The organism is Oryzophilus luti (assembly GCF_059726245.1).
The window spans coordinates 2,837,071-2,859,273 of record NZ_AP040874.1 but is presented as its reverse complement, the minus strand read 5'-3'; the positions used below and the strand labels follow the sequence as shown (position 1 = coordinate 2,859,273).

The following is a 22,203-nucleotide window of genomic DNA, read 5'->3' as shown; positions in this document are numbered from 1 at the left end:
GGGAATAGCGCAGAAACAGGTCGTTTGTCAGGAGACCAGAAGCTGATATGTAATGGTTTGCAGAGCTTTAAATCTGGTCTCCGAATTGCATAATGGTGTGTGGGAGTCTCTTCGAGTATGTTTCGCTGGAGTGGGCTGATCGTTGTTTTGTTCGGCATGTTCGGGGTCGCGGTCGGCCAGGTGAATCTTGGCCAGTCGACTCAGGTGAGCATGTTCGGCACGATCGGCGGCGGCTATGGTGGAACTTACTCGGATACCGCAGGGAGTTCGAGCCACAGCACCAACCTCACCGCAGACGGCCAGCTTGTCGGGTACTACTTCAATCCCAAATTTCTGAACTTTGATGTACACCCGTACTACGGGCGCACGCAGGAAAGCGTCGGCAGCGTCAGCATTGGCAACTCCAGCGGCGTGAATTCCACCGCCAACATCTTCACCGGCAGCGCGTTTCCCGGTTGGGTGAATTACTCGCGCTCGTTTGATTCGACCGGCCAATATGCCATTCCAGGCTCCACGTCTCTTGTGACGCACGGCAATGGCTCGGGATGGGGCGTTGGATGGGGAGCGTACCTTCCCAACAAGCCCAGCCTCTCCGCCTCGTTCAGCCATTCAACTTCGGACGGCAGCATCGTGGGGATCGACGGCACCACCAGGACGAATTCCAATTCGATCAGCCTGTCGTCGAGCTTTGCCCTGCGCCGCTGGCCGATCAACCTTTCCTACACGCATCAGCAGAACGCATCCACAACGCCGGAAGCGATTACGGGAGTGGGAACAGACGTTCACTCCGGGGGATCGATCTGGCAGGCGAACACGAATCGTCCGGTGAGCTTCCTGCCGGGGGGCAACCTGTCGATTGCCTATACGCACAGTGCCTTCAACTTCAAGACCGCCGAGACGACAGGACTCACCGAAAGCGGAGATAACTCCGCCAACAGCATCACGACGTTTCTGATCTTCCGGCCGGTGAGCAGCGTCTCAGCCAATGCGCAATTTTCTTACAACGATAATGCGCTGGATTCCTCCATCCTGCAGTTGCTCAGCACCGGTACGGCGCTGTCCTCCGGCTCCGCCAATTCTCTGCGCAGCATCACCTACAGCGGCAACCTGAGCTGGAGCGCGCCGAAGAGGATTCTGGTGACGGGCGGCGCCACGCGTTCGCAACAGTTTTACGCCGGGACCGAATACGACTCGACCACGGCTTATGGCAACGTGAGCTATAACTGGACCTCCCTGCTTGGCGGCCTTTACCTGACGGCAGGCATGAACGACGCGGCGAACCAGAATGGAAACACCGGCATGGGGTTCTACGGCACGGCCACCTACGATAAGCGTTTTCATGGGTTCAATTACGTGGCCAACGTCACCTACAACCAGAACACCCAGACGATCGCCTCGTTCATTACCACTTCCGGCGTGAGTTACTCCTCGGCACTGAGCCGGAAGGTGAAGGGCGGAACCTATTGGCACGTCAATTTCCAGGGCGGCCATAGCGCACTTTCGAGCAACGGTGGAAGTACTCACCAGGAGCGCATTTATACCGGTTTCTCCCGCCGTCATCTCTCGGCGAGCGCGTTCTGGGGGCAAACGCATCAGTACTATCTCCAGACCAGTTCAGGGCTGGTTTCATCGGGAACAGACACCTCCTTGCTTGGCGGCACGCTGTCCAGCTTTGATTCCACGAGCTACGGAATTTCCGCTGGCTACAGCCCGCTGAAAAGACTGAGCCTGGTTGCGTCGCTTTCGAAGGAGAAGGGGACCAGCATGAGCCAGTCCACGCTCGTCGGAAACCGTTCCACAGTGGGATACTTGCTGATGCGCTATCGTTTTCGAAAGTTGTACGTCTCTGCCTCATACAGCCGTGTAATGCAAGGGGTAACCACCTCAGGGAACCCGCTGCACCCGGTCAATTCTTATAACTTTGGGATATACCGGGGTATAAAGTTGTTTTGATGAAAGATGAGCGAAAAGGCTGGCTGCGGTGGATCGCCTGTTGTGCGCTAAGCGTTCTTCTCGCCTCTCCCCTTTTTGCGGCTCACGGGAAAGAAAAGACGGTGGCCCCTCCCCCTCCACCAGACATATTGATTGAGGGAGGGCGGAAGCTGGTATATGAAAGCTCTTTTAGCGCCGAGCGGGAGATCCGCAAGACGAAGTTCTGGGGCAAGCTGCTGGATGTAATTGCCGGCGAGCCCGAGATGCACCGGATGATTCGCCCCTATGGGGTTGCGGTCGATTCCCGCGGACGTGCGATTGTCAGCGATCCGGGCGCGCAAGGGGTTCATATCTTCGACTTCGAGCGCCACAAGTACAAGTTCCTGGAGCGAAGCGAAAAACAAAACGACGCCATGGTCGAGCCGCAGTGCGTGACGGTTGACCAGCAGGATACGATTTACGTAACGGACTCGAAGGCGGGAAAGATTTTTGTGTTTTCGCCGGAAGGAAAGTTCGTCCGCACCATTGGCAGCCGGGGCGGGGAAGGATTCTTCAAGCGGCCAACCGGAGTTGCCGTTAACCGTACTGCGGGAAGAATCTACGTCTCGGACACGATGCGGAACAAGGTATTCGCCTTGGACATGGAAGGAAATGTCCTCGGGGAGTTTGGCGGCGAGCAATCCAAGCGCACACAATTTTACTATCCAACGGAACTGCATTTGGATGGCGAGGATTTGCTGGTGGTGGATGCGATGAACTTCCGGGTGCAACGTATCGGAAGCAACGGAGAATTCAAGTCTTCTTTCGGTCCGGACGATGACCGTATTGGCCAGTTCTTCCGCCCCAAGGGAATCGCTGTGGATTCCGAGCATCACTATTACATTCCCGACGCGATGTTGAACCGCGTGCAGATTTTCGATGACAGCGGGCAACTGCTCTATTCTTTCGGAGACGGCGGCGTGAACCCGGGACAATTCCGCATTCCGACGGGGATCTTCATCGATAAGCAGGATCGCATTTTCGTCGTCGATTCCCTGAACCGGCGCGTGCAGGTTTTCAAGTATTTTGCAATGCAGCCGAAACGAGGTGAGCGACAGTGAAGCAGGCATTCTTCGGCGCTGTGCTCAGCCTGGTACTTCTCTCGGCGGCCTTCGCCCAGCAAACCGATATTCTCGGCAGCCATGACTTGCAGCGTTCCACCGGCCCTATTCACGGCAAGCTTTCCGCCTGCCTGTACTGTCATGCGCCGCACTCCGGCAACGGAGGCAGAGCGCTGTGGAGCCAGACGCTTTCCAGGCAGCAGAGCTACACCCTGCCTTCGGGCACAACCAACCAGGTGAACCAGCCGACCTATGGCTCGGTCAGCAACCAATGCCTGAGCTGCCATGATGGAACAGTCGCGCCCGGACAGACGACTCCCTACGGCAAGATCGAGATGAGCGGAAGCATGTCCTCGGTCGACGTGTTCGGAACCGATCTCTCCAGTGTGCATCCGTTCAATTTCACCCTGCCCCTGCAGCAGAGTGCGGACGGAGACCTTCCGCAGACGCTTCTGGATGGAACTGGCACCCTGAATTCAGCGGTGAAGCTGGTGGACAAGAATGTGCAGTGCACGAGCTGCCATGAGCCTCACAACCAGTCCATCGACGCGACGGGCATGTTCCTGGTGGTCGATAACAGTTCTTCGGCTCTGTGTCTGGCGTGCCATTGCGCCGGGCAGACCGGATGCTCCACCACCTCCACGACCACCGGCGCCACCTCCATGCTGCGCAGGCCGGTTGCGTTGTCATCCTCGTCGGCTGATGCGGGAACCACGGCGTCAACCGCAAGTGCAGGTACCCGGAAGCTGCTGGTCAACAATCTGGACGTCTGGAAGCAGAGCGCGCACGCGATGAGCACCAGAATCACGAAGCGCGGCACGGCCATCAACGGGCACGGAACGGTTGGCAAGAGCGGTTGCGGCGCGTGCCATGTGATGCATAACGGCGGCAAGGGAACGATGCTGCTGGTGCAGCCCACCACGGTCAACGCTCTCAGCCTCGATACGAATACCCGGAGCTGCATCACCTGTCATGACGGCGACAGCACGGTTTCGCCGACGCTCCCGAACATCCTGGCGGAATTCAACAAGGCGGGGCATCCGCTGCCCACCGCGTCGAACACGCACCAGACGGGTGAAGCGGCCCTGTTGGACAACAACCGGCACGCCACCTGCGTCGATTGCCACAATCCGCATTCCAGCAAGCCGGTCGATTCCTTCATGACCTCCACCATCCGTCTCTCGCAGAACAACACGACAGGAATCAGCGAGGGAGATGGAAAGACCGTGGTGCAGCCAGCGCAGTATCAGTACCAGACCTGCCTTCGCTGCCATGGCACCAGCGTTGGCAAGCAGACCTTGACCCAGTACGGCTACTTCCCGAACCATGCGGTCAATTCCAGCGAGCTGTTGAATGTGCTCGCCGAATTTGGATCCAGCGCGAAGTCCTCGCATCCGGTGATGCACGACCGTAGCAGCAGCCTGGCTCAGCCCAGCCTGCTGACGAACATGAAGAAGCTGGACGGGCAGACCCTGGGACGCTCGATGGGATCGAGGATCATGTGCAGCGACTGCCACAACAGCGATGACAGCCGCGAATCCGGCGGCAGCGGCCCGAACGGTCCGCATGGTTCCAACTATCCGCACATTCTCGAGCGGCGCTATGAAATGAGCCAGGTCTCGACTGCGGGCGGTGCCGGAACAGCCATTCAGAACCTGTTCCCGAACCCGAATCTGGATGCCTCGTGTTCGTCGCAGCCCTGCGTAAGCCCGTATGCGCTGTGCGCAAAGTGCCACGACCTGACGAAGCTGAATTCGGCGGGAAGCTTCACGGAGCACGCGCGCCATATCAACGACGGGTTCTCCTGCTCGGTCTGCCACACGGCACACGGCGTACCCGCCAGCACCACGTCGGTGTCCGGCGACCGTCTGGTCAGCTTCGATGTGAATGTGGTGGCGGCGTACGAACAGCGGCCCATCACCTACAACCGGGCAACCAACTCGTGCAGCCTTGTGTGCCACGGTCATGCCCATACCGATACGGCGACATCGACGGTCAAGAAGTCGAGCGCGGCGATCATTCGGTAGAGAGAAGAAATGCCTGCCCTCGGGATGAAACTGCGCTCCAGCCAGTTGGCGCGACTGTTGATTTTGCTGGCCCTGTTTGCGGCCGGCGCATTGCTGGAATGCCGGCAGTGGACGGCGCTTGACGATGCAAACGTCTGGTGGAGAATCCGAACCGGCGAGTGGATTCTGCACACACACACGCTGCCGCATCAGGCACTGTTTTCGCGTGCGGCGGAACTCCCCTGGACAGCATCGGCGTGGGGCACCAACGTCCTGATCTCGCTCGGCTTTGCCGTGGCTGGCATTCGGGCGCTCCCGCTTTTTGCCATCATCGCCAGGATGGCCCTGGCGGTTGTGTTGTTCCTGCTGGCAGGCGGGCGTCGGGACAAGCGGTGGCTTCCGGCCGGCATCCTCGCACTGCTGGCACTGTGGATTGCCGGCGCGGCATCCTGCGATCCGGCGGCTGTCAGCATCGTTCTCTATGGAGTTGAACTCCTGCTGCTGCTGCGCGTGCAGCGCACCGGTGATCTCCGCGCGCTGTACGCCATTCCTGTTCTGTTTTTCTTCTGGGCCACCCTGGGGCCGGAGTTTCCGTGGGGGCTGCTTCTGCTGCTGCTCTTCGTGGCGGCCGAGGCCGTTGCACAATGGGTTCCGGCACCGCAAAGCGGTGGACGAATCCCGATGCAGAAGCTGCTTGCCGTATCGGCGGCATCGGTTATCCTCCCGTGCGTTGCACCCTACTCATTCCATCTGTACGCCAATTTCTTCGATGAGCTTTACAGCGCTCCCTTGCTCAAGTACCTGCCGGAGATGCACGCGCTCGGCTTCCGCCAGTCGCGTGACTTTGTGCTGGCGCTGCTGGTGCTGGGCGTCTTCTTCGTGCTGGGGCGTCGCCGGAACCTGTTCCTGATTCTGGCGCTGGTGGTGATGGTTCCGTTCGCATTCCGCTTTCAGCGGGATACCTGGCTGGCGTTGCTGCCGGCCGTCGCTGCCTTTGCCATGCTCTGGCCAGAAGATGAGGAAGAGCCGCGGGCGTCATGCGGTGAGCTGGGGTTGGCGGCAGCCATCTCCGGGATTGCGGTCATTGCGATCGTGGCGGCAACGCTCTCGCCCGCTCAGTTGCAGGAACGCGTGGCCGGAAAATTTCCGGTGCGGGCTGCCGAGTACATTCAGGAGCACAAGCTGTCTGGGCCACTGTTTGAATTGAGCGGGTGGGGTGGGTACGTCATCTTTGCGCTTCCGGACTATCCGGCCGTCATGGATTCCCGCGTGGCAGCCTACGGTGCGGCCGCCTACGAACAGGAAAAGCAGCTATCCACGGGCGAGGCGCCGCTGGATAGTGTTCCGGCGTTCATGGAGTCACGCACACTGCTGCTCCCTGCGGATGCGCCCATGGCGCAGGCACTCATCAGGATTCCGCAGCTTCGTGAGCGCTACAAGGCGGTGTATCAGGATTCTGTCGCCATCGTCTTTGCGGTGCAGTAGCCCCTTCCCACAGCAGGCCCCATCAGTCGCACGACGTAGCCTTCGCCCAACGCATCGTGCGTCTTCCGCTCGCAGTTAGAGTCTTCCGGAAGCTCTTCCACTCTGAGCCGAGCTTCCTGCACTTCCCATCTTCCTCAGTGCTGTCCTCCGGCCTCGACCGGAACGAAGATATCAGCCTGCCCGTCACTGTAGATGCGCCGGTACTCGGGATTGACTGACAACGAGACTGCCAGCGGTTCCTGCGAAGGCAGAAGCACGAACCGCGACTCCTTGAGATAGGGATTCTTCCGGTAGACATCAGATTCGGTCTGCGAGCGCATCAGCATGTCACCCAGTTCGCCGGCATAGAGATCGTTGCGCAGATCGCCCGAGACCGGATACATCGGCAGATACCAGGTGAGAAATCCTCCCCAGCTGAGGTCGTTATACATGGGGCCGGGCGGCAGCGTCTGCCGCAGGTAATTGCAGGCCTTCACGGGGTAGGCCTCGCCGATGGCGCGGTTGAGGCCGCGGGTGGTGAAGTCGACGTTGGTTGCCAGCAGCGCGAAGATCAAAAGCCAGGCTGCGGAAACCGCAGCAATCTCCGTCCAGACCTGCTTTGCGGGACGTGCTTCGTGCTTCGTCGTATTCAGCAGCCGGAAGGAATCAGCGAAGACGAGCATGGCCGTGTAGGAGAGGAACCAGGTATCGCGTATCGTGCGCACGGAGATCACCGTGGCGGCTATCAGCAGCAACAACTGAAAACCGGCGATTCGCTTGCGCGTGCCGAGAATGAAGAAGGCAGCTGCGGTAAACACGAGCGGAAGGTAGTGCTGCCACTGGTTGTAGGGCGTCGGCTGCAATTCCTGAATGGTGGAATAAGTGATGGTGGCGCGGCCGTAATTCAACACGACTTCATACAGGTGGAATGTGTACGGGCCGACGCAGGTGGCGGCCACGCACGCCAGAATCAGCAGGGCGATCTGGAGGGCGGGCAGGCGGGGAGTTTCAAAGTTCTGCTCCAGCCACTGACGTAGTGCCGGGTAGGGTTTTGCCAGCGCGAAAGCAAAGGCTGGAACGAACAGAACGCCCATCAGGAACAAGCCGTAGACGAACTGGATGTGAAGGTTGGCCCAGAGCAGGAACAGAGGCACGAGCCACCAGAGGCGCTTCATGTCTCCGTCGCGCTCGGCATCAAGGAGCATGGTGAGCAGCACGAGAAACGCCGCCATGGAGAAGAACACCGGTCGCGGCATCAGCGAAAAGACGGTCACGAACGAGCCTATGGCCCAGATGCCGAGGGCAACCCAGAAGCTTCGCATGAGGCGGAGCAGCGACCAGAGCAGCGCAAGGGAGACCATGAAGGTTGTTGCGACGCCGTAGAGTCCGAGGCCCATCAGGCCGAACCACGCGAAGGCGCGCGAAACCAGAACCTCCGCTCCCCAGCTGTAGGCAACCCAGGGAAGATTCGCGGCCGTGCGCGAGAGGATGCCGGTGTGCGGAACGCTGCCATGCTGCACAATCCACTGGCCGACAGCCACATGCCAGAAGAGGTCTGGATCAAGCACGGAGGATTTCAGGCTCAGGGAAATCCAGGTGAGCAAGCCGAGCACCGCTGCAAGCGCGGCCAGTTGCACAAAGCGCATCTGGAAGATTTCCTGCACGGTTCCCGCTTCCTGCGAGACAGGTTGCTCCGCGTGCTCTTCCGGGGAGGGACTGTTTTCCTGCATTGTGCTCCTCTGTGTTCCACCGTTCCGTATGCAGATGTCTGGTTGGCGTCACCAAGCCCGCATAGACACCACTGCGTGCGCAAGCCCCGCGCGGCAATCCGCAGAGGCTCGCGGCCTCTTCCTTTGAGCCAACATACACCGTGCGCTCTGCCTCTCGGCTTGCTCCGGTGAAGTGCACGGAGATGGCTCGATCACGAAGGCGCAGGCACTCAATATTATGACAGCACTTGATGTGCCTGAATCGTCTACGGAGGCGCGAGATCCGGAGTATTTCCGCTTGATTGCTGCGCAACAATAGCCTCGGGTGCAAGCAGGTTCGATGAGCCACACAGGAGGCGGCCACCGATGCGGCGGCAAAAAACCTCCATCAATAAATTCGCCGCAACTGAGATAATTCACGCAAGGAGAAATATCCCGTTGTCTCTGCCGGAGCAATCATCCTCACTTGCAAAACGGTGGCGCTCGCTGCTGGAGTTGCCGTGCGTGCCGGAAGCACTGCTATCGCTGCTGACGCTGCTGGTGTACGCGCGGAGCCTGACCCTTGGCTTTGTCTACGACGACCATGGGATGGTCGAGAACCCGACGCCTCTGAACTGGCAGAACATCGTCGCCGCGTTCACAACCGACCTGAGTGGCGATCACGGTTCGAATTTCTACCGGCCGCTGAACCTGATCTGGCAGTGGAGCGTTGCGGCCGTGGCGGGCATGAGCCCTTTGGGCTGGCATCTGAGCGCACTCCTGCTTCATCTGGTGTGTGTGGTGCTGGTCTTCCATCTTGCATGGAGACTGCTGCACCGGCGCGGGCTGGCGCTGTTTGCCGCCGCCGTATTTGCCGTGCATCCCACGCATGTGGAAGCCGTGACCTGGATCTCCGACGCAGCCGATCCGTTGATGACAATCTTCATCCTGCTTTCGGCGCTCGCGTTTCTGCATTGGCTGAAGAGTGGCAGCCCCGCGGCATGGGGCCTCTCGCTGCTTTGTGCGGCGGCATCCTGCTTTGTGAAGGAGATTGGCATCTTCACTCCGGCCTTGCTGCTGGTGTTGGCCCTGTGCGTGGATGAAGACGAGAAGCAGGTGAACCAGCAGTTGTTGCTCATCGCCGGGAGTTCTTTTCTGCTGGTTTCCCTCGGGTTCTTCGCTCTCCGGAGCCAGATTCTGCATGGCTTCGCGCATCCGCTCGCGGAGAATCTGGCGAAGGGACATTGGCTGCTGACGGAGCCTGCGGCGCTCTGGTTCTACCTCTCAAAACTCGTGTTTCCGTACACGCTGGGCCTGTTCTATCCGCTGGGTTTTGTCAGCTCTCCAGCCAGCAGGGAATTTCTGCTGCCCCTGTTGCTGGTCGTGGTGTTCACGGCGGCAACAGCGTGGTTGCTTCTCCGTTTTGCAGGCCGCGGCAAGCTCTGGTTCTGTGTTGTCTGGACGATGGCACCGCTGGCAGCCCCGCTCTATCTGAAGCTATTTGTGCCGTTTGAACTGGTGCACGACCGCTACCTGTACATTCCCAGTATTGCTCTGGCGGTTGCGCTCGCCTGCCTGCTCAAGCCTCGTGCAGAGGAAACGCAGGTTGGCTGGCAGCCCATTGTCATGCTGGTGCTGTTGGTGCTGCTGTCGGCACGGACGGTGACCTACCAGGGGGTATGGAAAGACGACGTCTCACTCTTCCAGCACTCGGTGAAATTGACGCCGCAGTATGACCGGGCGTGGGTCAACCTAGGGGTGGAGATGCTGCAGCGCGGCGACATTGCCAGCGGCAGTGAGATGTTGAAGCGCGCGCTCGAAATTGAGCCGAACAATGCCATGGCATTGTTCGACCTCGGCAACGCGGCGTTCAGCGCCAATGACCTTCCGGCCGCGGAGCGCTATATGCAGCGCGCCATCGCGCTCGAGGGGCGTCCGAAATGGATTGTGGTTCTGGCGCAGGTGGAGTTGAAGGCCGGCAGTCTGCGGAACGCCGAGATTCTGGCGCAGCAGGCGATTGAGATCAATTCCGCGCAGCCCGGCGCACATCTGATGCTGGGAGCGGCGCGGCTGGCGCAAGGCGATGCCGAAACCGCGCGGCGCGAATTCCAGATCGAACTGCAGATGTATCCGCAGAATCAGGCAGCGCTGCAACTGTTGCAGCAGATTCAAGGGCCTTCCGCGCGCTAGCGGCGGAAGCCAGCGCCGGTCCCGATCGTCACTTCCACTGCGGGGGCGGTGCCAGGCGGATGTCGTAGTTGTACTTGTCGGCCTGCAAAGCCTCCATGCACACGGTGGATGGCGTGTTGCTGCAGAAATGCACCTGATACAGCGGCAGATCCTGCGGGGCCACAAGGTGCAGTCCGGCCTGCATGGCGCGGGAGTCATCCTCGTTGTCCACAACGACGGGACTGTCTCTTCTCACGCGAATGCGGAACTGTTCGGAAGCAGGCTCGTAGTTCGCGAAGCTGTAGCACCTGCCGATGCATGCCCGATCCAGAATATGACGCATGGCGATGCGGGAGCCCCGCACTTCCAGCGTGCTGACCACTCGCTGGTGCTGGTCCGGCAGCTTTTGCACGAGCTGGTCCAACTGGGTTTCGACGGTATCGATCCTCGCCGTGTCCCCGAAGTAGAAGCCGAAGAAGACCAGTGCGAATGCGCAGAAGCCCGCGACCTGCCAGCGGAACAGCGGCAGACTGGCGAGCGTGCAACAGGCCAGCAGGGCCGCGAATAGCGAGAGCCGCTCAGGGAGAAAGCCCAAGGCTCCCTGCATGCCGGGCAGAGAGAAGCCCGGCGGCGCGAAGTACACGCTCACCGCCAGGATTGCGTAGAGCGTGCCGGGCAGCGCCGCGCCTTCCAACAACTGGCGTCCGTATCGGGCCACGCAGGTTCCCAGGCACAGAACAAAGAAAAGCAGGAGCGCAACGCACAGGTACCGGTATCGCTCGCCGAACAACACAAACTGATCCACGCCCACCATCCAGGAAGGAGTGGATGGCTCCGCGAGCAGCAGCATATAGCGGTCGATGATGAACTGCCTGATCAGGAAGAACCCGACAATGGAGGCAGCCGCAAGAGGCAGATACCAGCGCCGATCCAACTTGCGTCCAAGCAGAAGGAATGCGAGCGTGAAGACCACCCAGGCGATTCCGAGCGAATGCGCGCGGGAAACCAGTACGAGCAGCACCGCCGCGCCAAAGTAATCTCCCACCCCGCCCCGGAAGGCGAGGGCCAGCGCCCAGAACGACAATGCCGCAGAGAGGTACAGGTTCATGAAGCCCATGTTGAAGACCCAGCCGTAGGTCAGCATCATGAGCAGCGGCGCCACGCTCCACGCGGGCTTGGCCGTCACGCGGGAAACGAAGGCGAACGCTCCCCAGAAAAACAACAGCACGCAGATGGCAACTGCAAGCTTCTCTCCCGCCAGATACCCGAAGATGCGGGTGGTGGAGAGCAGCAGAAGATCGAACAGGACGTTGCTCCACTGCGAAACGGTGTAGAGGCCAGGCGCCTGCCCGTGCGTCACCAGTTCTGCCAGCCACGCGTTGTAGGTGTGGCTGGGGAGGTCGCAGGCTTCCAGATGCCGGTGCCAGAAGACCGGGAGCAGCACGGCTGCGGAGATTGCAACAGCCGCCATCCAGCGCTGCCGCACGGCCTGCACGAAGGCGGCGAGAGACGGGACCCAGCGATCAAATTTCTCTGGATGGATTGGCAAGAGAACTCCTTGAGACGTTGCAGACCCAGTCCGGCTGCATGCTGATTGAGCTTCGCGGATATAGACGCAGATTCAAGCCAGCGAGCGGCACTCCGGATTCATGACAGGGTGCCGCTCGCGAGGATCAGAACTTCATCCGCTTGGCCATAGACTCCGGGATGAGCCGCACTACGGCCATGATCAGCCGCCAGTAGCCGGGAACGTAGATGACCTCGGCATGGCCGCGCTCGATCTCATCGAAGATCCGTCGCCCGACTTTCTCCGGCGTGCTGAAGGCGCGCGTCTGCGGCATGTGGGCGGTCATGGGTGTGGAGACCGGTCCCGGCTTGATGGTGAGGACCCGGACTCCGCTCGCAGTCAGCTTTGCCCGCAGGCCCTGCAGGAATAACGAGAGTGCGCCCTTGGCGGTTCCGTAGACATAGTTCGAGCGTCGGCCGCGGTCGCCGGCCACCGAGGTGATGACGGCGATACAGCCGCCACTCTTCACCGAGCCGGAAAGGCGCGTGAGCAGCGAGACGGCGCTCGTGAAGTTTGTGGTCAGCTCCGAGAGCGCGTAGTCGGCGGAGTTTTCCGCGCGCTCCTGATCGCCGAGCGTTCCATAGGCGAGGAAGATGGTATCGATCTGCGGCGCCTTCGCTGCAATCTGGCTCACCAGTGCGGGGTGAGCCGGAATGTCGGCAAGGTCCGAGCAGAGGCACTCGACGGCCGCCGCGCCACGCGCCGTTAAATCCGCTGCAACCGCCGACAGATGCTCCTGGTTCCGCGCGACAAGCAGAAGCTCTTCCCCCTGGGCCGCCATCAGGCGGCAGACTTCCTGCGCAATTGCAGACGTTGCTCCAAGCACCACAACCTTGCGCTTCATCGGGCTGCCTCTCCGTGCATCCGGCGCCAGAACCCCGATGAAAAATGCGGGTCCACGTAGGGCTCGAACTGGCCCAGCTTCGGATACGAAAGTTCAAACATCGTGCGGTTCATGCGGCCATCCTTGGCAGGGTAGAGCGCTCCGTGGGCGGAGGCAACAATGTGGTCAAGCTGCTCGAACAACTGCAGCGTGCGTTCCCCTCGGAATGGAAAGTCCAGGGCCAGCGTGAGTCCGGGGCGGGGGAACGACATCAGGCCCGGGGACTCCATGCCGCCGAACTTCTTGATGACGCCAAGGAACGAGCCTTCACCGGATTTCGAGATTGCGCCGAGAATTTCCTGAAACGCCTCCGCCTCGCTCTCGGGAACCACGCACTGGTATTGCATCAACCCGCGTCGGCCGTAGATGAGGTTCCAGTCGTTCACCGCATCCAGAGGGTAGAAGAACGGATTGTAGCCGGTTGTGTGGGTGCCGCTCTTGCGGGCGTTCATGGCGTAGTAGAGCGTGTTGAAGGCCTTGACCGTGATGCGGTTCAGCGCGAGCTCCGGAAACGCAAAGGGCACGCGCAGCGCGCTGCTGCTGGCCTTGGCGGGCACCAGTTGGCCGTCTTCCGCATGGTTGCCGCGGTAGAAAATGCCGCGTACATCGCGGCCGGAGAGGCAGTCGATCCAGGCCACCGTGTACTCCACGCCGGCCTGCTCACTGACGGCCGTGATGTGCAGAAACTCGTCCAGTCCGTGGAAGGTCAGCGTGTCCGCCGCAATGTTGCTGCTGGCAATTTTCTTGAGTTGCAGTTCCGCCCACAGGATGACGCCGGTGAGGCCCATGCCGGCCACGGTTGCGGAGAACAATGCTTCATTTTGCGTCCGCGAGCAGACGTGCCGGGTTCCATCGCTCCGCAACAATTCCAGCTGCGTCACATGGCAGCCAATGGTTCCGGCGCAATGGTGATTCTTGCCGTGCACGTCGTTTGCGATGGCGCCGCCCACGGTCACAAACTTCGTGCCCGGGGTCACGGGCAGGAACCATCCACTGGGAATGGCTGCCTGCAGGATGGCCTCCAGCGACATTCCGGCGGCGCAGCGCAGAAGTCCGGTTGCCGTGTCAAAGGACAGGATGCGATTCATCGCGGAGGTGTCGATGAGGTCGCCTCCGTCGTTCAGGCAGGAATCGCCGTAGCTTCGGCCCAGTCCGTAGGCAAGGACGGGCACGGTGGAATCATCGAATCGGCCGAGCTCTTCGGGGGCAGTTGGACGAAGAATCCGGCGATGCAGCGGTGTGTAGTTGCGTCCCCAGGAGTTGTATGAGTGATTTGCCATTGTCCTTCTCTATGAATGCCTAGAATCTCGCGGCGGCTGCTAGCAGAACTGCCGCACCGGCCGCGGCGATGCCGTAGCTTGCAGGGTCGCGCATCGCCAGCGTGACAGGATCCTCGTTCAGTTCTCCGCGATGCGCCTTGAGCCATATACGGCTCACCCAGTAAAGAATCAGCGGACACAACAGCAACAGCAGTTCCGGTCTGCGATACAGCACCGCAACCTCACTGCTGTGGATGTAAATGGTGAGCACCACGATCGCGGAGAAGCAGCTTGCCATTCCAATGCTCATCAGCAGTTCGCGGTCGGCGGGCAGGTAGCTTCGTCCGGAATTCCCGCTTTCTGCCAACTCGCCGTCATGCAGCAGTTCGGAATAACGCTTGGCCATTGCCAGGCTCAGGAAGAAAAACAGCGAGAAACCGAGCAGCCATTGCGAAAGCGGCGTCGCAGTAATCAGAGAGCCGGCCCAGATCCGCACAGAGTAAAAACTGGAGAGAACCAGCACGTCGAGAATGGCGATCTTCTTCAGACGCAGGGAATAGAGCGTCGTGGTCAATGCGTAGACCGCAAGCACGACGATGAATTGCCAATCCAGCAGCGCGGCACCGAGCCCGAACGATACTCCCAACAAGAGGATGGCGACACCCAACCCGCTCGGGAGCGAAAGGCTTCCAGAGGCGAACGGGCGGTTGCGCTTCCAGGTGTGCTCGCGGTCCGACTGCAGATCCAGCAGATCGTTGATGACGTACACACCCGACGCGCAGAAGCTGAACAACATCATGCCCAGCAAGGTGAGCATGACGGGTTGCCACGCGAGCCGATGCGCCAGCACCAGGGCCGTGAAGATCAGGACGTTCTTGCTCCAGTGGTGCACGCGGATGGCGCGCAGCCAGAGCCCGAGGGGCGCGCGCGGGCCAGGAAATACGCCCTGCACGGTGGTTACGGCGGAGACCCTGTTGGCGACTGCTTGTGTGCCCACCACATAGGCACCCGCTGCGGCGCGCCACACCACCATGTCCGCGGGGGAATCGCCGATATAGTCGAACGCACCGCCTGCAAGCACCGTGCGCAGCAGATCTACCTTGGCCTGGCCCTTCATGTTGCGGCCGGGATGAGAGCCATAGACGGCGTCAAAGATGGCGACTGACGACGCCACGCTGTCGGCCAGCGCCTGGTCTGCGGCGGTGACCAGCAGGAGCCGTCTTCCGCGGGCATGCTCTCCGATAAGGAAGGTGAGGACGTCCTGGTTGTAGGGAAGCAGCGCCGGGTTGAGTAAGGTTCTCCGCGCGACCTCGCGCTTCAGCACGGCCTTTCCACCCTTCAGCAGCCAGAAGGGAATCAGGAGCAGGCTCAACGGATTCTGCTTCAGGAGCTGGATGATGCACTCCCAGAGCAGATCGGTCTGAATCAGCGTTCCATCAAGATCAACGCAGAGGGGAATGGACAGCCGCGAAGGACGCGGTTCTTGAGCTTCCGGATTGGCCTGTGGCAAAATCACAGCCTCCCTGAACCATGCGGGCAAGAACGGATCCGGCGGCGCGGAACAACACCCGCGCCCAGCCAGTCTAACCGAGGCCGGAGTGCCGATGTGTGATTCTGGTCACATAACGGGCTCTCCAGCGTCCCCGCGTGCATGGCGGCCAATCCCGGGCTCATGGCTGATGCCGCCACGACGGTGTTGCGGAGCCTACTGCGGCGTTCTTGCGAGATGGCTGACATAAAGATTGTAGTAGTTCCTCGCATTGTCATAGTCGCCACGCTGGTCGTAGTACCGCGCCAGGTTCAAGTAGGCATCGCTGTCGTTCGGGTCGATGGCGATGGCGCGCTGCAACAGGGGCAGAGCCTCCGCGTCGCGGTGCGTGCGCAGATACATTCCAGCCAGGTTCACCAAGGGCAGCGTATTGTTGGGCGCTACTTCAATGCTTCGCTTGTAAAGCGTCTCGTCATCGCGCCAAATCCGGCACTCGCTGGCGGTGACACCGCAGAGCAGCACCGCCACCAGTCCGACGGCAACCGTGCGCGGCGGCGTCAGGTTCACTCTGCGCAACAGCTCGGCGGCGAGCAACGCGAGGCCCACCGTCGGCAGGTAGAGATAACGGTCGTGAACGTACTCGCCCGCCAGCAGGTAACGGATGGCCAGCGCGGGCAACAGCGTCAGCCCGGCCCACAGCGCGGCAAACCGTACGTTCGCCGAGGCCTTCCGCAGGCACCAGACGAGCAGGCCGACACAAGCGGCAACCAGCAGCAGCGGCCACACGGAGCGGATGGTGTGGACGGCATAGCTCATGCTGAGGTGGAAGGGCCAGAGCAGATTCTTCGCATAGAGGAAGAGTACGTCCGGCCAGGTGTAGACCATGTCGGAGATGCTCATGGTTGCCGGGCCGCCTCCGGCAAACGGGCCGAGTGCCTGCCGCCGCATCAACAGGTAAAGCAGCGCGGGAGGCAGGTACGGCACCGAGGCCGCCAGGCTCTCCTTCCAGTTTGTGCGGCTCCAGGCATAGATGAAGATGAGCGCCGGTGCCAGGATGCCTGGCTCTTTGGCAAACATGGCCAGCGTCGCCAGCAGAACGGATGCGAAGGAAATCGCGCCCTTCTTTATCGCAAACAAATAAACGCTGAACAGAAGCAGCACGGTCACCAGCAGGTCCTGCGCGTCGGAAATCCAACAGACAGCTTCCGTGTGGATGGGGTGGATTCCGAACAGAGCGGCCGCCAGCAGTGAGGCGCGGAAGTCTCCCGTGAGCTTGCGGGCAAGCGCGAATACGCCTGCCGTGACCAGAACGTGCAGGAGAACCGATGCCAGGTGCCAGATAGGGCTGACCGGCCCCAGGGCGACGAAGTTCAGGCGCAACCAGAGCAGATAGAGCGGGCGGTAGTACGGAGTCATCTGCCCGGGAAGATGAGCGACCAGGTGGGTGGTGAAGTATCCCGGCACATACGACCAGGCCGTAATCCTCGGATTGATCTCGATCAGCAGATGATCGTCGGAGACCAGCCCGTAGCGCGCGGAAGGCAGGAAGAGCAAGAAGGTGATGATTAAGATTGCGCCAACCTGGAGCTTCTTTGACATAGGCCCAATCATAACTTGGCTGGGGCGCCGCATGGTCTGTGATTCGAGGCGGGGCTGAAAAAGATTGGGCCGTTATCTGGATTTGCCATGATTGTGGTTCGCAAAAAGAATTGGCGCAAGTCGGCCGAGCATGTGTGCCCGGCGGCTTGCGCCATTGTGTGTACGACAAACGAGCGCGAGTGATCTTGCTGGCAACCGGCTACGGTGAGCCGGCTGCTCACGTCTTATCGAATCACCCGGAACAGATCGCTGTAGTCATCCGTCCACAGGACGGGTGCGATTGCGTCCCGCGGTACGACTGCGACGTTTGCCAGCGGAGGCACCATGTCGCGCACGGGGGTGCGGGCAAGGACGACCCAGCAGCTCTCAAAGGTAGCGCCCTGCGGCTGGTTGTAGGCAATCAGCATGTCCACGCCGAACGACTTTGCAATTCCCTGGAGAACCGGAATCAGGTTGATGTGCCGGCTGGTGATGTGGACGGCGATGACGCCCGACACCGGATCGACGCGCCGCCAGTAATACTCGAAGGCTTCGCGTGTGAGCAGGTGAACCGGAATCGCGTCGCCGGAGAAGGCGTCGAGCACGAGCACGTCGTAGGGCTCGGTGCCGGCGGCCACTTCCTGCTCCAGGGAAAGGCGTGCGTCGCCGAGTGAAACGCCTACGCGGGCCGCGGAATTCCGCAGGAACGTGAACATCGGCTGCGGGCCGCTGGCGAGCTTGAGAACATCAGGATTGATCTCGTAATACTGAATGGAGTCGGAGGGGCGGCCATAAGCCGCGAGGGTTCCCACGCCAAGGCCCACAACGCCGACGCGCAACGCGCCTGGCGCGATGGCGCGCTTGGGATGGTTCTCAAGAAGAATTCCGATGCCGGTTCCCGGCCCATAGTAAGAAGTCGGATAGCCGTCCATGGGCGGATACAACTGGATGCCGTGAGTGATCTGTCCGTGCACAAGCTCCAGCGCGGAAGGCTGCCGGAGAACGCTGACCATGCCGTAGAAATTGCGATGGCTCAGCACCAGGTTCTCCCGCGGCTGCGCGGTCCGGTACAAGGCGGCAATGGCAAAGAGCGCCAGCGCGATCACCGCGACCTGCACGAACCGGAAGCTCGACTTCCCGGCGGATTCCTTCTCAAGGATGACCGAACCAAAGCTGACGATGGCTCCGGCCAGCAGCGCCAGCGGGTAGAAGTGCACGCGGCTCAGCGTCGGTGAAAGCTCCGGCAGCCACTGCGTGAGCGCGACCGCCGCCAGCAGGGTGCCGAGAGTGATGCCGATGGGCAGAAGCGGCGTCGACCGCTGCACCCACGAGTTCTTGTCGAGGAACAGGCAGAGCAGGGTCAGCGCAATTCCCAGCGCCAGGGAGATCTGGAATTCGATGAACGACGAGAAGAAGCTCGGAGCAATGATGGCGACGAACAAGCCACCGGCCGCGCCACCGGCGGAGATTGCCAGGTAGAAGGCCGTGAGGCGTTGCGGCTCCGGCTTGAGCAGCACCAACTCGCCGTGGAAGATCATGCAGCCCAGGAAGAGCAGGATGGGCACGCAGATCAGCTCGGCCAGAGCGTTGCCGGTGATCATGACGGCGCAGGTTGCGAACAGGCACACGGCGAATGCCGGATGAAAGACAGCTCGTTTGTACCAGCGGGTGTGGTCGAAGCAGAGAATGAAGCTGAGCAGGTAGGCCGACAGCGGCAGCACCCAAAGCAGCGGGACGGTGGCAACTTCCTGGCAGAGCAGGTTGGTGGTTGCCAGCAGCAGCGCGGAGGCACAGGCTGGAAGCAGGAACCACAGCCAGCCCGCAAACGGAGACCTCGCGGCTTCCGCCTGCGGAGTTTCGGTGACGGCCTCCACGAGTGCCTTGCGGTCTTTGGCCAACACGGCACAGGCCGCGCAGCAGAGTGCGAAGACGCAGAAGGCCGCCGACCACACTTGCCCCTGACGCAGCGTGCCAAGTTTCGGCTCCACGAGGAACGGATAGGTCGCCAGCCCAAGCAGCGAACCCAGATTCGAGATGGAGTAGAGCCGGTAGGTGCGTGCGCCGGCGCCCATGCTGGCAAACCAGCTCTGCAACAGCGGCCCCGTGGTGGACAGCACAAAGAACGGCAGTCCGGCGGAGACCAGTACGACCGATGTGACGGCCAGTACAGGGTTGGCCGCTCCCGCAGGCTTCCACGCCGCGCCGGGCGTGATTGCCGAGGGCCACTTCACGGCCAGTACGGCAATTGCCAGAAGGGCCAGCGCCAGCAGCCCAACGTGCACGTAGACCTGGGTTCGGCGTTCGAGGCGCAAAGCCAGCAGATGCGCATACAGGTATCCGCCGAGCAGAAGCGCCTGGAAGATCAGCATGCTGGTCGTCCAGACGGCTGCCGAGCCGCCGAACCACGGCAGGATGTGCTTGCTCACAATCAACTGCACCTGGAAGAGCAGTGCAGCACTCAGGAAGGAGCAGCAGGCAAACAGCAGCCAGATGCTCTTCGATACAGTTGTGCCCGGATCGCCGTCAACGCGATCAATCAATTTCGTCTCGCTGCCCACTGAACGTCCTCGTATTAGCAGGCCCGCTCAGGAACAGGCCTGCGGAATTCAATTAGGAATCAATCGAAAATGCCCAATTCCTTCGCCGAGACTCTGCCTGACTCCCGGCGTGAACTTTGTACGCGCATCTTTCGCCGCGCATTCCTGATGGGCGCGGGCCTTGCCCGGCGCGCACTCATCGGGGAGACGCTGCCGTCACCCCTGACATGCGTTCCGTGGCGCGTTGCGCCTCTGCGTACCGGCCCTGCCGGTTGTACAGCCCCACCAGCGCGATCCAGTATTCCCGCTGTTCTGGTGCAACACGAACCGCTTCCTCGGCCTGCTCGGTGGCGCGATTGAGATCGCCCGCCGCTTCGTAGGCCACGGTCCGGCCATGCGCGAGATTTGCGTAAAACAGCTTGTCTACCTCAGTGCCATCCGCAGAGCTTTCCTTCGCCGAGGCCTCCGCCTGCTCAAAGGTCTTCAGCGCCTCTCCCGGCTGCCCGGCGTTTGAATAGACAAAGCCGAGCGAAAGCTGGGCGATGTGCGGCTCCGGCGTCAGGTCCACCACCTGCTTCCAGGCCGCAATCGACTCGTTGAATCTGCGTTCGGCGCCGTATATCTCCGCCAGGCGCACCCAAATCCATTGCGCCAGCAGCGCGTTGCTTGGGTGGTCCACGGCGGCCAAGTATTCCTTCTCCGCGTCATTCAATGCGCCGGCCTGTTCCAGAATCTCTCCACGGAGGAAGCGCCCATATGGGCTGTCCGGAAACACGGCCAGCGCGCGGGTGGCGGCGGTATAGGCCTCGGAGTTGCGCCCCAGGGCCATCAGGACATTGGCGGCGTTCAGCCACTGGTTAAAGGCGGCGCTGTTGTTGCCGGCCGGCGCGGTCGCAGGCAGTGGCGCGGTCTCGCAGGAGATCTGCAGCCGCTTCAGCAGCTCCGCGTTCTGCGCGGTCGCACGCACAAACACGACTGAAACTTCATCCATGTAGACGGGTTTCCAGGTTTCGCTCGTGCAGTACTGGCGCAGCAGCGGAAACAATTGCAGCCCGTCAAAGCGGGAGATCGGGACAAGCATCGAGTTGATGTTGTATTGCCCGGCCGTCTCTTTCCATGCGTTTGCGTCAGGCGCTGTCCCCACAAGTTCGGCGCTTTGTCCCACAATCCGTGCCCCGAACGGGTCGCCTCGTCCATCCACGTAGTTTGGGTACTTCGGGCCAAGCCGCCAGGCGACGAAGCCGCCTTCGTTGTAGGTGTTGAAAAGCTGCCCGGGGATACCTTCACGCTCCATGAATTCGGCGGCGCGCGTGGGGAACCACCAGCTCAGGCCCGTGCCGAATTCGGAGATGTCGATCCGTTGCATGTGGTAGCGGTTGGTTGCCAGGTCGGCGCACCAGACGGTGACCAGCAGAACCAATACCGCACAGCCTGAGACAGCGGCAATGCTCCGCGAGCGACGGTCCACGGTTGCTTCTGAAATTGCGTTGACCGCGGAGGAGAGCACCGCGCCCGCAATGATCACGACGATCACGGCGAATAGAACCTGCAATCGCAGATGGCGGAGCGCGAAGAAGGTTGCGCCGCACAGCAGGAGCGCAGCACCAATCTGCCGGCGCAGCAGCGCTACCGGAACGGCAATGGCAACCACGAAGAGCAACAGAACAAAGGAATCCGGACAACGCGGCCAAAGCCCGAACTTGATGAGGTTCCAGCTGAGATGGACAGGAGCCCATTCGGCGATCTGCTGCTTCGAGGTGGTTGCCGCCGCCATCGGCGTCATGAAGTTCAGCAGATGCGAATAGTTCTTCCAGCCCCACGGATTCACGAGGGCCGCAAGCGGAGTCAGCGCGAACCACGGCCACGCGCGGCGGAGGTGCTCCATCGCAGCCTGGCGCTTCGCCGGTTGCAGCATGTCCAGCAGCTCCAGCAGTGCATATCCGCCGAAGAGCGCGATGCCCGAAACCAGCCCGAGGTGCAGGTTCGCCCAGCCTGCGGTCAGTAGGGGCAACAGCCACAAGCGGCCCCGGCCGGTTTCGTAGTGCTCCCAGAGCAGGCTGAAGAATGCAGCGAACAGCACGACGGTGAACATGTCTGCACGCGGCGTTGTGCGGTTTGCGATCAGGGGCACGGCCAGAATTGCAATCGCCGCGGTCCATGCCGTGCCACGCCGCAGCAGCAGAGCAATAGTGGCGACACAGGCCGTAGCTCCCAGCCAAGAGAGAAGTGCGTATCCGCCAAGAGAAAACGCGCCAAGAAAAATCAGACCGGAACCAACCGGGTAGATCCACGGTTGCCCAAGGGCTGTATAGGAGAGAACGTCCGTGGAGGGAATCTGATGGTGCTGCACAATCCAGCGCGCCGTAGCCAGCTGCCAACCAAGGTCAAAATCCGCCACCGTGCGGAGTCCGGCCAGCAGTGCATAGACCAGTGCGGCGGCCGCGGTGACAACAAAAAGTATTCTCCCGGAAGAAAGGCGGCTGCCTTCCACTGGTTGGGGCTTGTGAACTGCGTTTGCCATGAGGCCTCGT

13 protein-coding genes are annotated in these 22,203 nt (G+C 61.1%); 5 read left to right on the top strand and 8 right to left on the bottom strand.

The window, feature by feature from the left end:
• Window positions 1-99 precede the first annotated feature (99 nt).
• Genes AC6IZO_RS12215 through AC6IZO_RS12200 form a run of 4 tightly spaced genes read left to right on the top strand, consistent with a single transcriptional unit; the run spans window position 100 to window position 6,523 of the window.
• The gene (locus AC6IZO_RS12215; RefSeq protein ID WP_497805077.1) at window positions 100-1,953 is read left to right on the top strand and encodes a hypothetical protein; all 1,854 of its coding nucleotides are present in this window, start codon (window positions 100-102) and stop codon (window positions 1,951-1,953) included.
• Window positions 1,953-3,032 carry a 6-bladed beta-propeller gene (locus AC6IZO_RS12210; RefSeq protein WP_497809956.1) on the top strand — a complete coding sequence of 360 codons (1,080 nt, stop codon included), beginning with the start codon at window positions 1,953-1,955 and terminating at the stop codon, window positions 3,030-3,032. Before AC6IZO_RS12215 ends, AC6IZO_RS12210 begins: the two co-directional genes overlap by 1 nt.
• Window positions 3,029-5,059, top strand: coding sequence for a cytochrome c3 family protein (locus AC6IZO_RS12205; RefSeq protein WP_497805076.1), 2,031 nt, complete (start codon window positions 3,029-3,031; stop codon window positions 5,057-5,059). Before AC6IZO_RS12210 ends, AC6IZO_RS12205 begins: the two co-directional genes overlap by 4 nt.
• A 24-nt stretch (window positions 5,060-5,083) precedes the next feature.
• The gene (locus AC6IZO_RS12200; protein WP_497805075.1) at window positions 5,084-6,523 is read left to right on the top strand and encodes a hypothetical protein; all 1,440 of its coding nucleotides are present in this window, start codon (window positions 5,084-5,086) and stop codon (window positions 6,521-6,523) included.
• Window positions 6,524-6,657: 134 nt separating this feature from the next.
• On the opposite strand, the gene AC6IZO_RS12195 is transcribed toward AC6IZO_RS12200, so the two are convergent.
• Window positions 6,658-8,232: a hypothetical protein gene (locus AC6IZO_RS12195; protein WP_497805074.1), complete on the bottom strand. Its 1,575-nt coding sequence runs from the start codon at window positions 8,230-8,232 to the stop codon at window positions 6,658-6,660.
• A gap of 483 nt (window positions 8,233-8,715) precedes the next feature.
• On the opposite strand from AC6IZO_RS12195, the gene AC6IZO_RS12190 reads away from it, so the two are divergent.
• Window positions 8,716-10,380 carry a tetratricopeptide repeat protein gene (locus tag AC6IZO_RS12190; protein WP_497805073.1) on the top strand — a complete coding sequence of 555 codons (1,665 nt, stop codon included), beginning with the start codon at window positions 8,716-8,718 and terminating at the stop codon, window positions 10,378-10,380.
• 28 nt (window positions 10,381-10,408) lie between these two features.
• Here the strand turns inward: AC6IZO_RS12190 and AC6IZO_RS12185 are convergent, their stop codons facing one another.
• The 7 genes from AC6IZO_RS12185 to AC6IZO_RS12155 all read right to left on the bottom strand — a co-directional run bounded on the left by AC6IZO_RS12185 (window position 10,409) and on the right by AC6IZO_RS12155 (window position 22,193).
• Window positions 10,409-11,908: a hypothetical protein gene (locus AC6IZO_RS12185; RefSeq protein WP_497805072.1), complete on the bottom strand. Its 1,500-nt coding sequence runs from the start codon at window positions 11,906-11,908 to the stop codon at window positions 10,409-10,411.
• Between the two features lie 124 nt (window positions 11,909-12,032).
• On the bottom strand, window positions 12,033-12,770 hold the full coding sequence (locus AC6IZO_RS12180) for an SDR family NAD(P)-dependent oxidoreductase (RefSeq protein WP_497805071.1): 738 nt from the start codon (window positions 12,768-12,770) through the stop codon (window positions 12,033-12,035).
• The gene (locus AC6IZO_RS12175) at window positions 12,767-14,089 is read right to left on the bottom strand and encodes an FAD-binding oxidoreductase (RefSeq protein WP_497805070.1); all 1,323 of its coding nucleotides are present in this window, start codon (window positions 14,087-14,089) and stop codon (window positions 12,767-12,769) included. The genes AC6IZO_RS12180 and AC6IZO_RS12175 overlap by 4 nt, the downstream gene beginning before the upstream one ends.
• A 19-nt stretch (window positions 14,090-14,108) precedes the next feature.
• Window positions 14,109-15,608: a UbiA family prenyltransferase gene (locus AC6IZO_RS12170; protein WP_497805069.1), complete on the bottom strand. Its 1,500-nt coding sequence runs from the start codon at window positions 15,606-15,608 to the stop codon at window positions 14,109-14,111.
• Window positions 15,609-15,773: 165 nt separating this feature from the next.
• Window positions 15,774-17,156, bottom strand: a complete 1,383-nt coding sequence (locus AC6IZO_RS12165) for a tetratricopeptide repeat protein (RefSeq protein ID WP_497805068.1) — start codon at window positions 17,154-17,156, stop codon at window positions 15,774-15,776.
• A 224-nt stretch (window positions 17,157-17,380) separates the two neighbouring features.
• A complete protein-coding gene (locus AC6IZO_RS12160) occupies window positions 17,381-19,675 on the bottom strand; it encodes a spermidine synthase (protein WP_497805067.1) in 2,295 nt (764 codons plus the stop codon).
• A gap of 193 nt (window positions 19,676-19,868) precedes the next feature.
• Window positions 19,869-22,193, bottom strand: coding sequence for a tetratricopeptide repeat protein (locus AC6IZO_RS12155; protein WP_497805066.1), 2,325 nt, complete (start codon window positions 22,191-22,193; stop codon window positions 19,869-19,871).
• Between the last annotated feature and the right edge of the window lie 10 nt (window positions 22,194-22,203).

Excerpts from the sequence above, each read along its gene's own strand:
- AC6IZO_RS12175 (WP_497805070.1), bottom strand. The coding sequence starts at position 14,089 with ATGGCAAATCACTCATACAACTCCTGGGGACGCAACTACACACCGCTG.
- AC6IZO_RS12155 (WP_497805066.1), bottom strand. The coding sequence starts at position 22,193 with ATGGCAAACGCAGTTCACAAGCCCCAACCAGTGGAAGGCAGCCGCCTT.
- AC6IZO_RS12200 (WP_497805075.1), top strand. The coding sequence starts at position 5,084 with ATGAAACTGCGCTCCAGCCAGTTGGCGCGACTGTTGATTTTGCTGGCC.
- AC6IZO_RS12210 (WP_497809956.1), top strand. The coding sequence starts at position 1,953 with ATGAAAGATGAGCGAAAAGGCTGGCTGCGGTGGATCGCCTGTTGTGCG.
- AC6IZO_RS12180 (WP_497805071.1), bottom strand. The coding sequence starts at position 12,770 with ATGAAGCGCAAGGTTGTGGTGCTTGGAGCAACGTCTGCAATTGCGCAG.
- AC6IZO_RS12165 (WP_497805068.1), bottom strand. The coding sequence starts at position 17,156 with ATGTCAAAGAAGCTCCAGGTTGGCGCAATCTTAATCATCACCTTCTTG.
- AC6IZO_RS12195 (WP_497805074.1), bottom strand. The coding sequence starts at position 8,232 with ATGCAGGAAAACAGTCCCTCCCCGGAAGAGCACGCGGAGCAACCTGTC.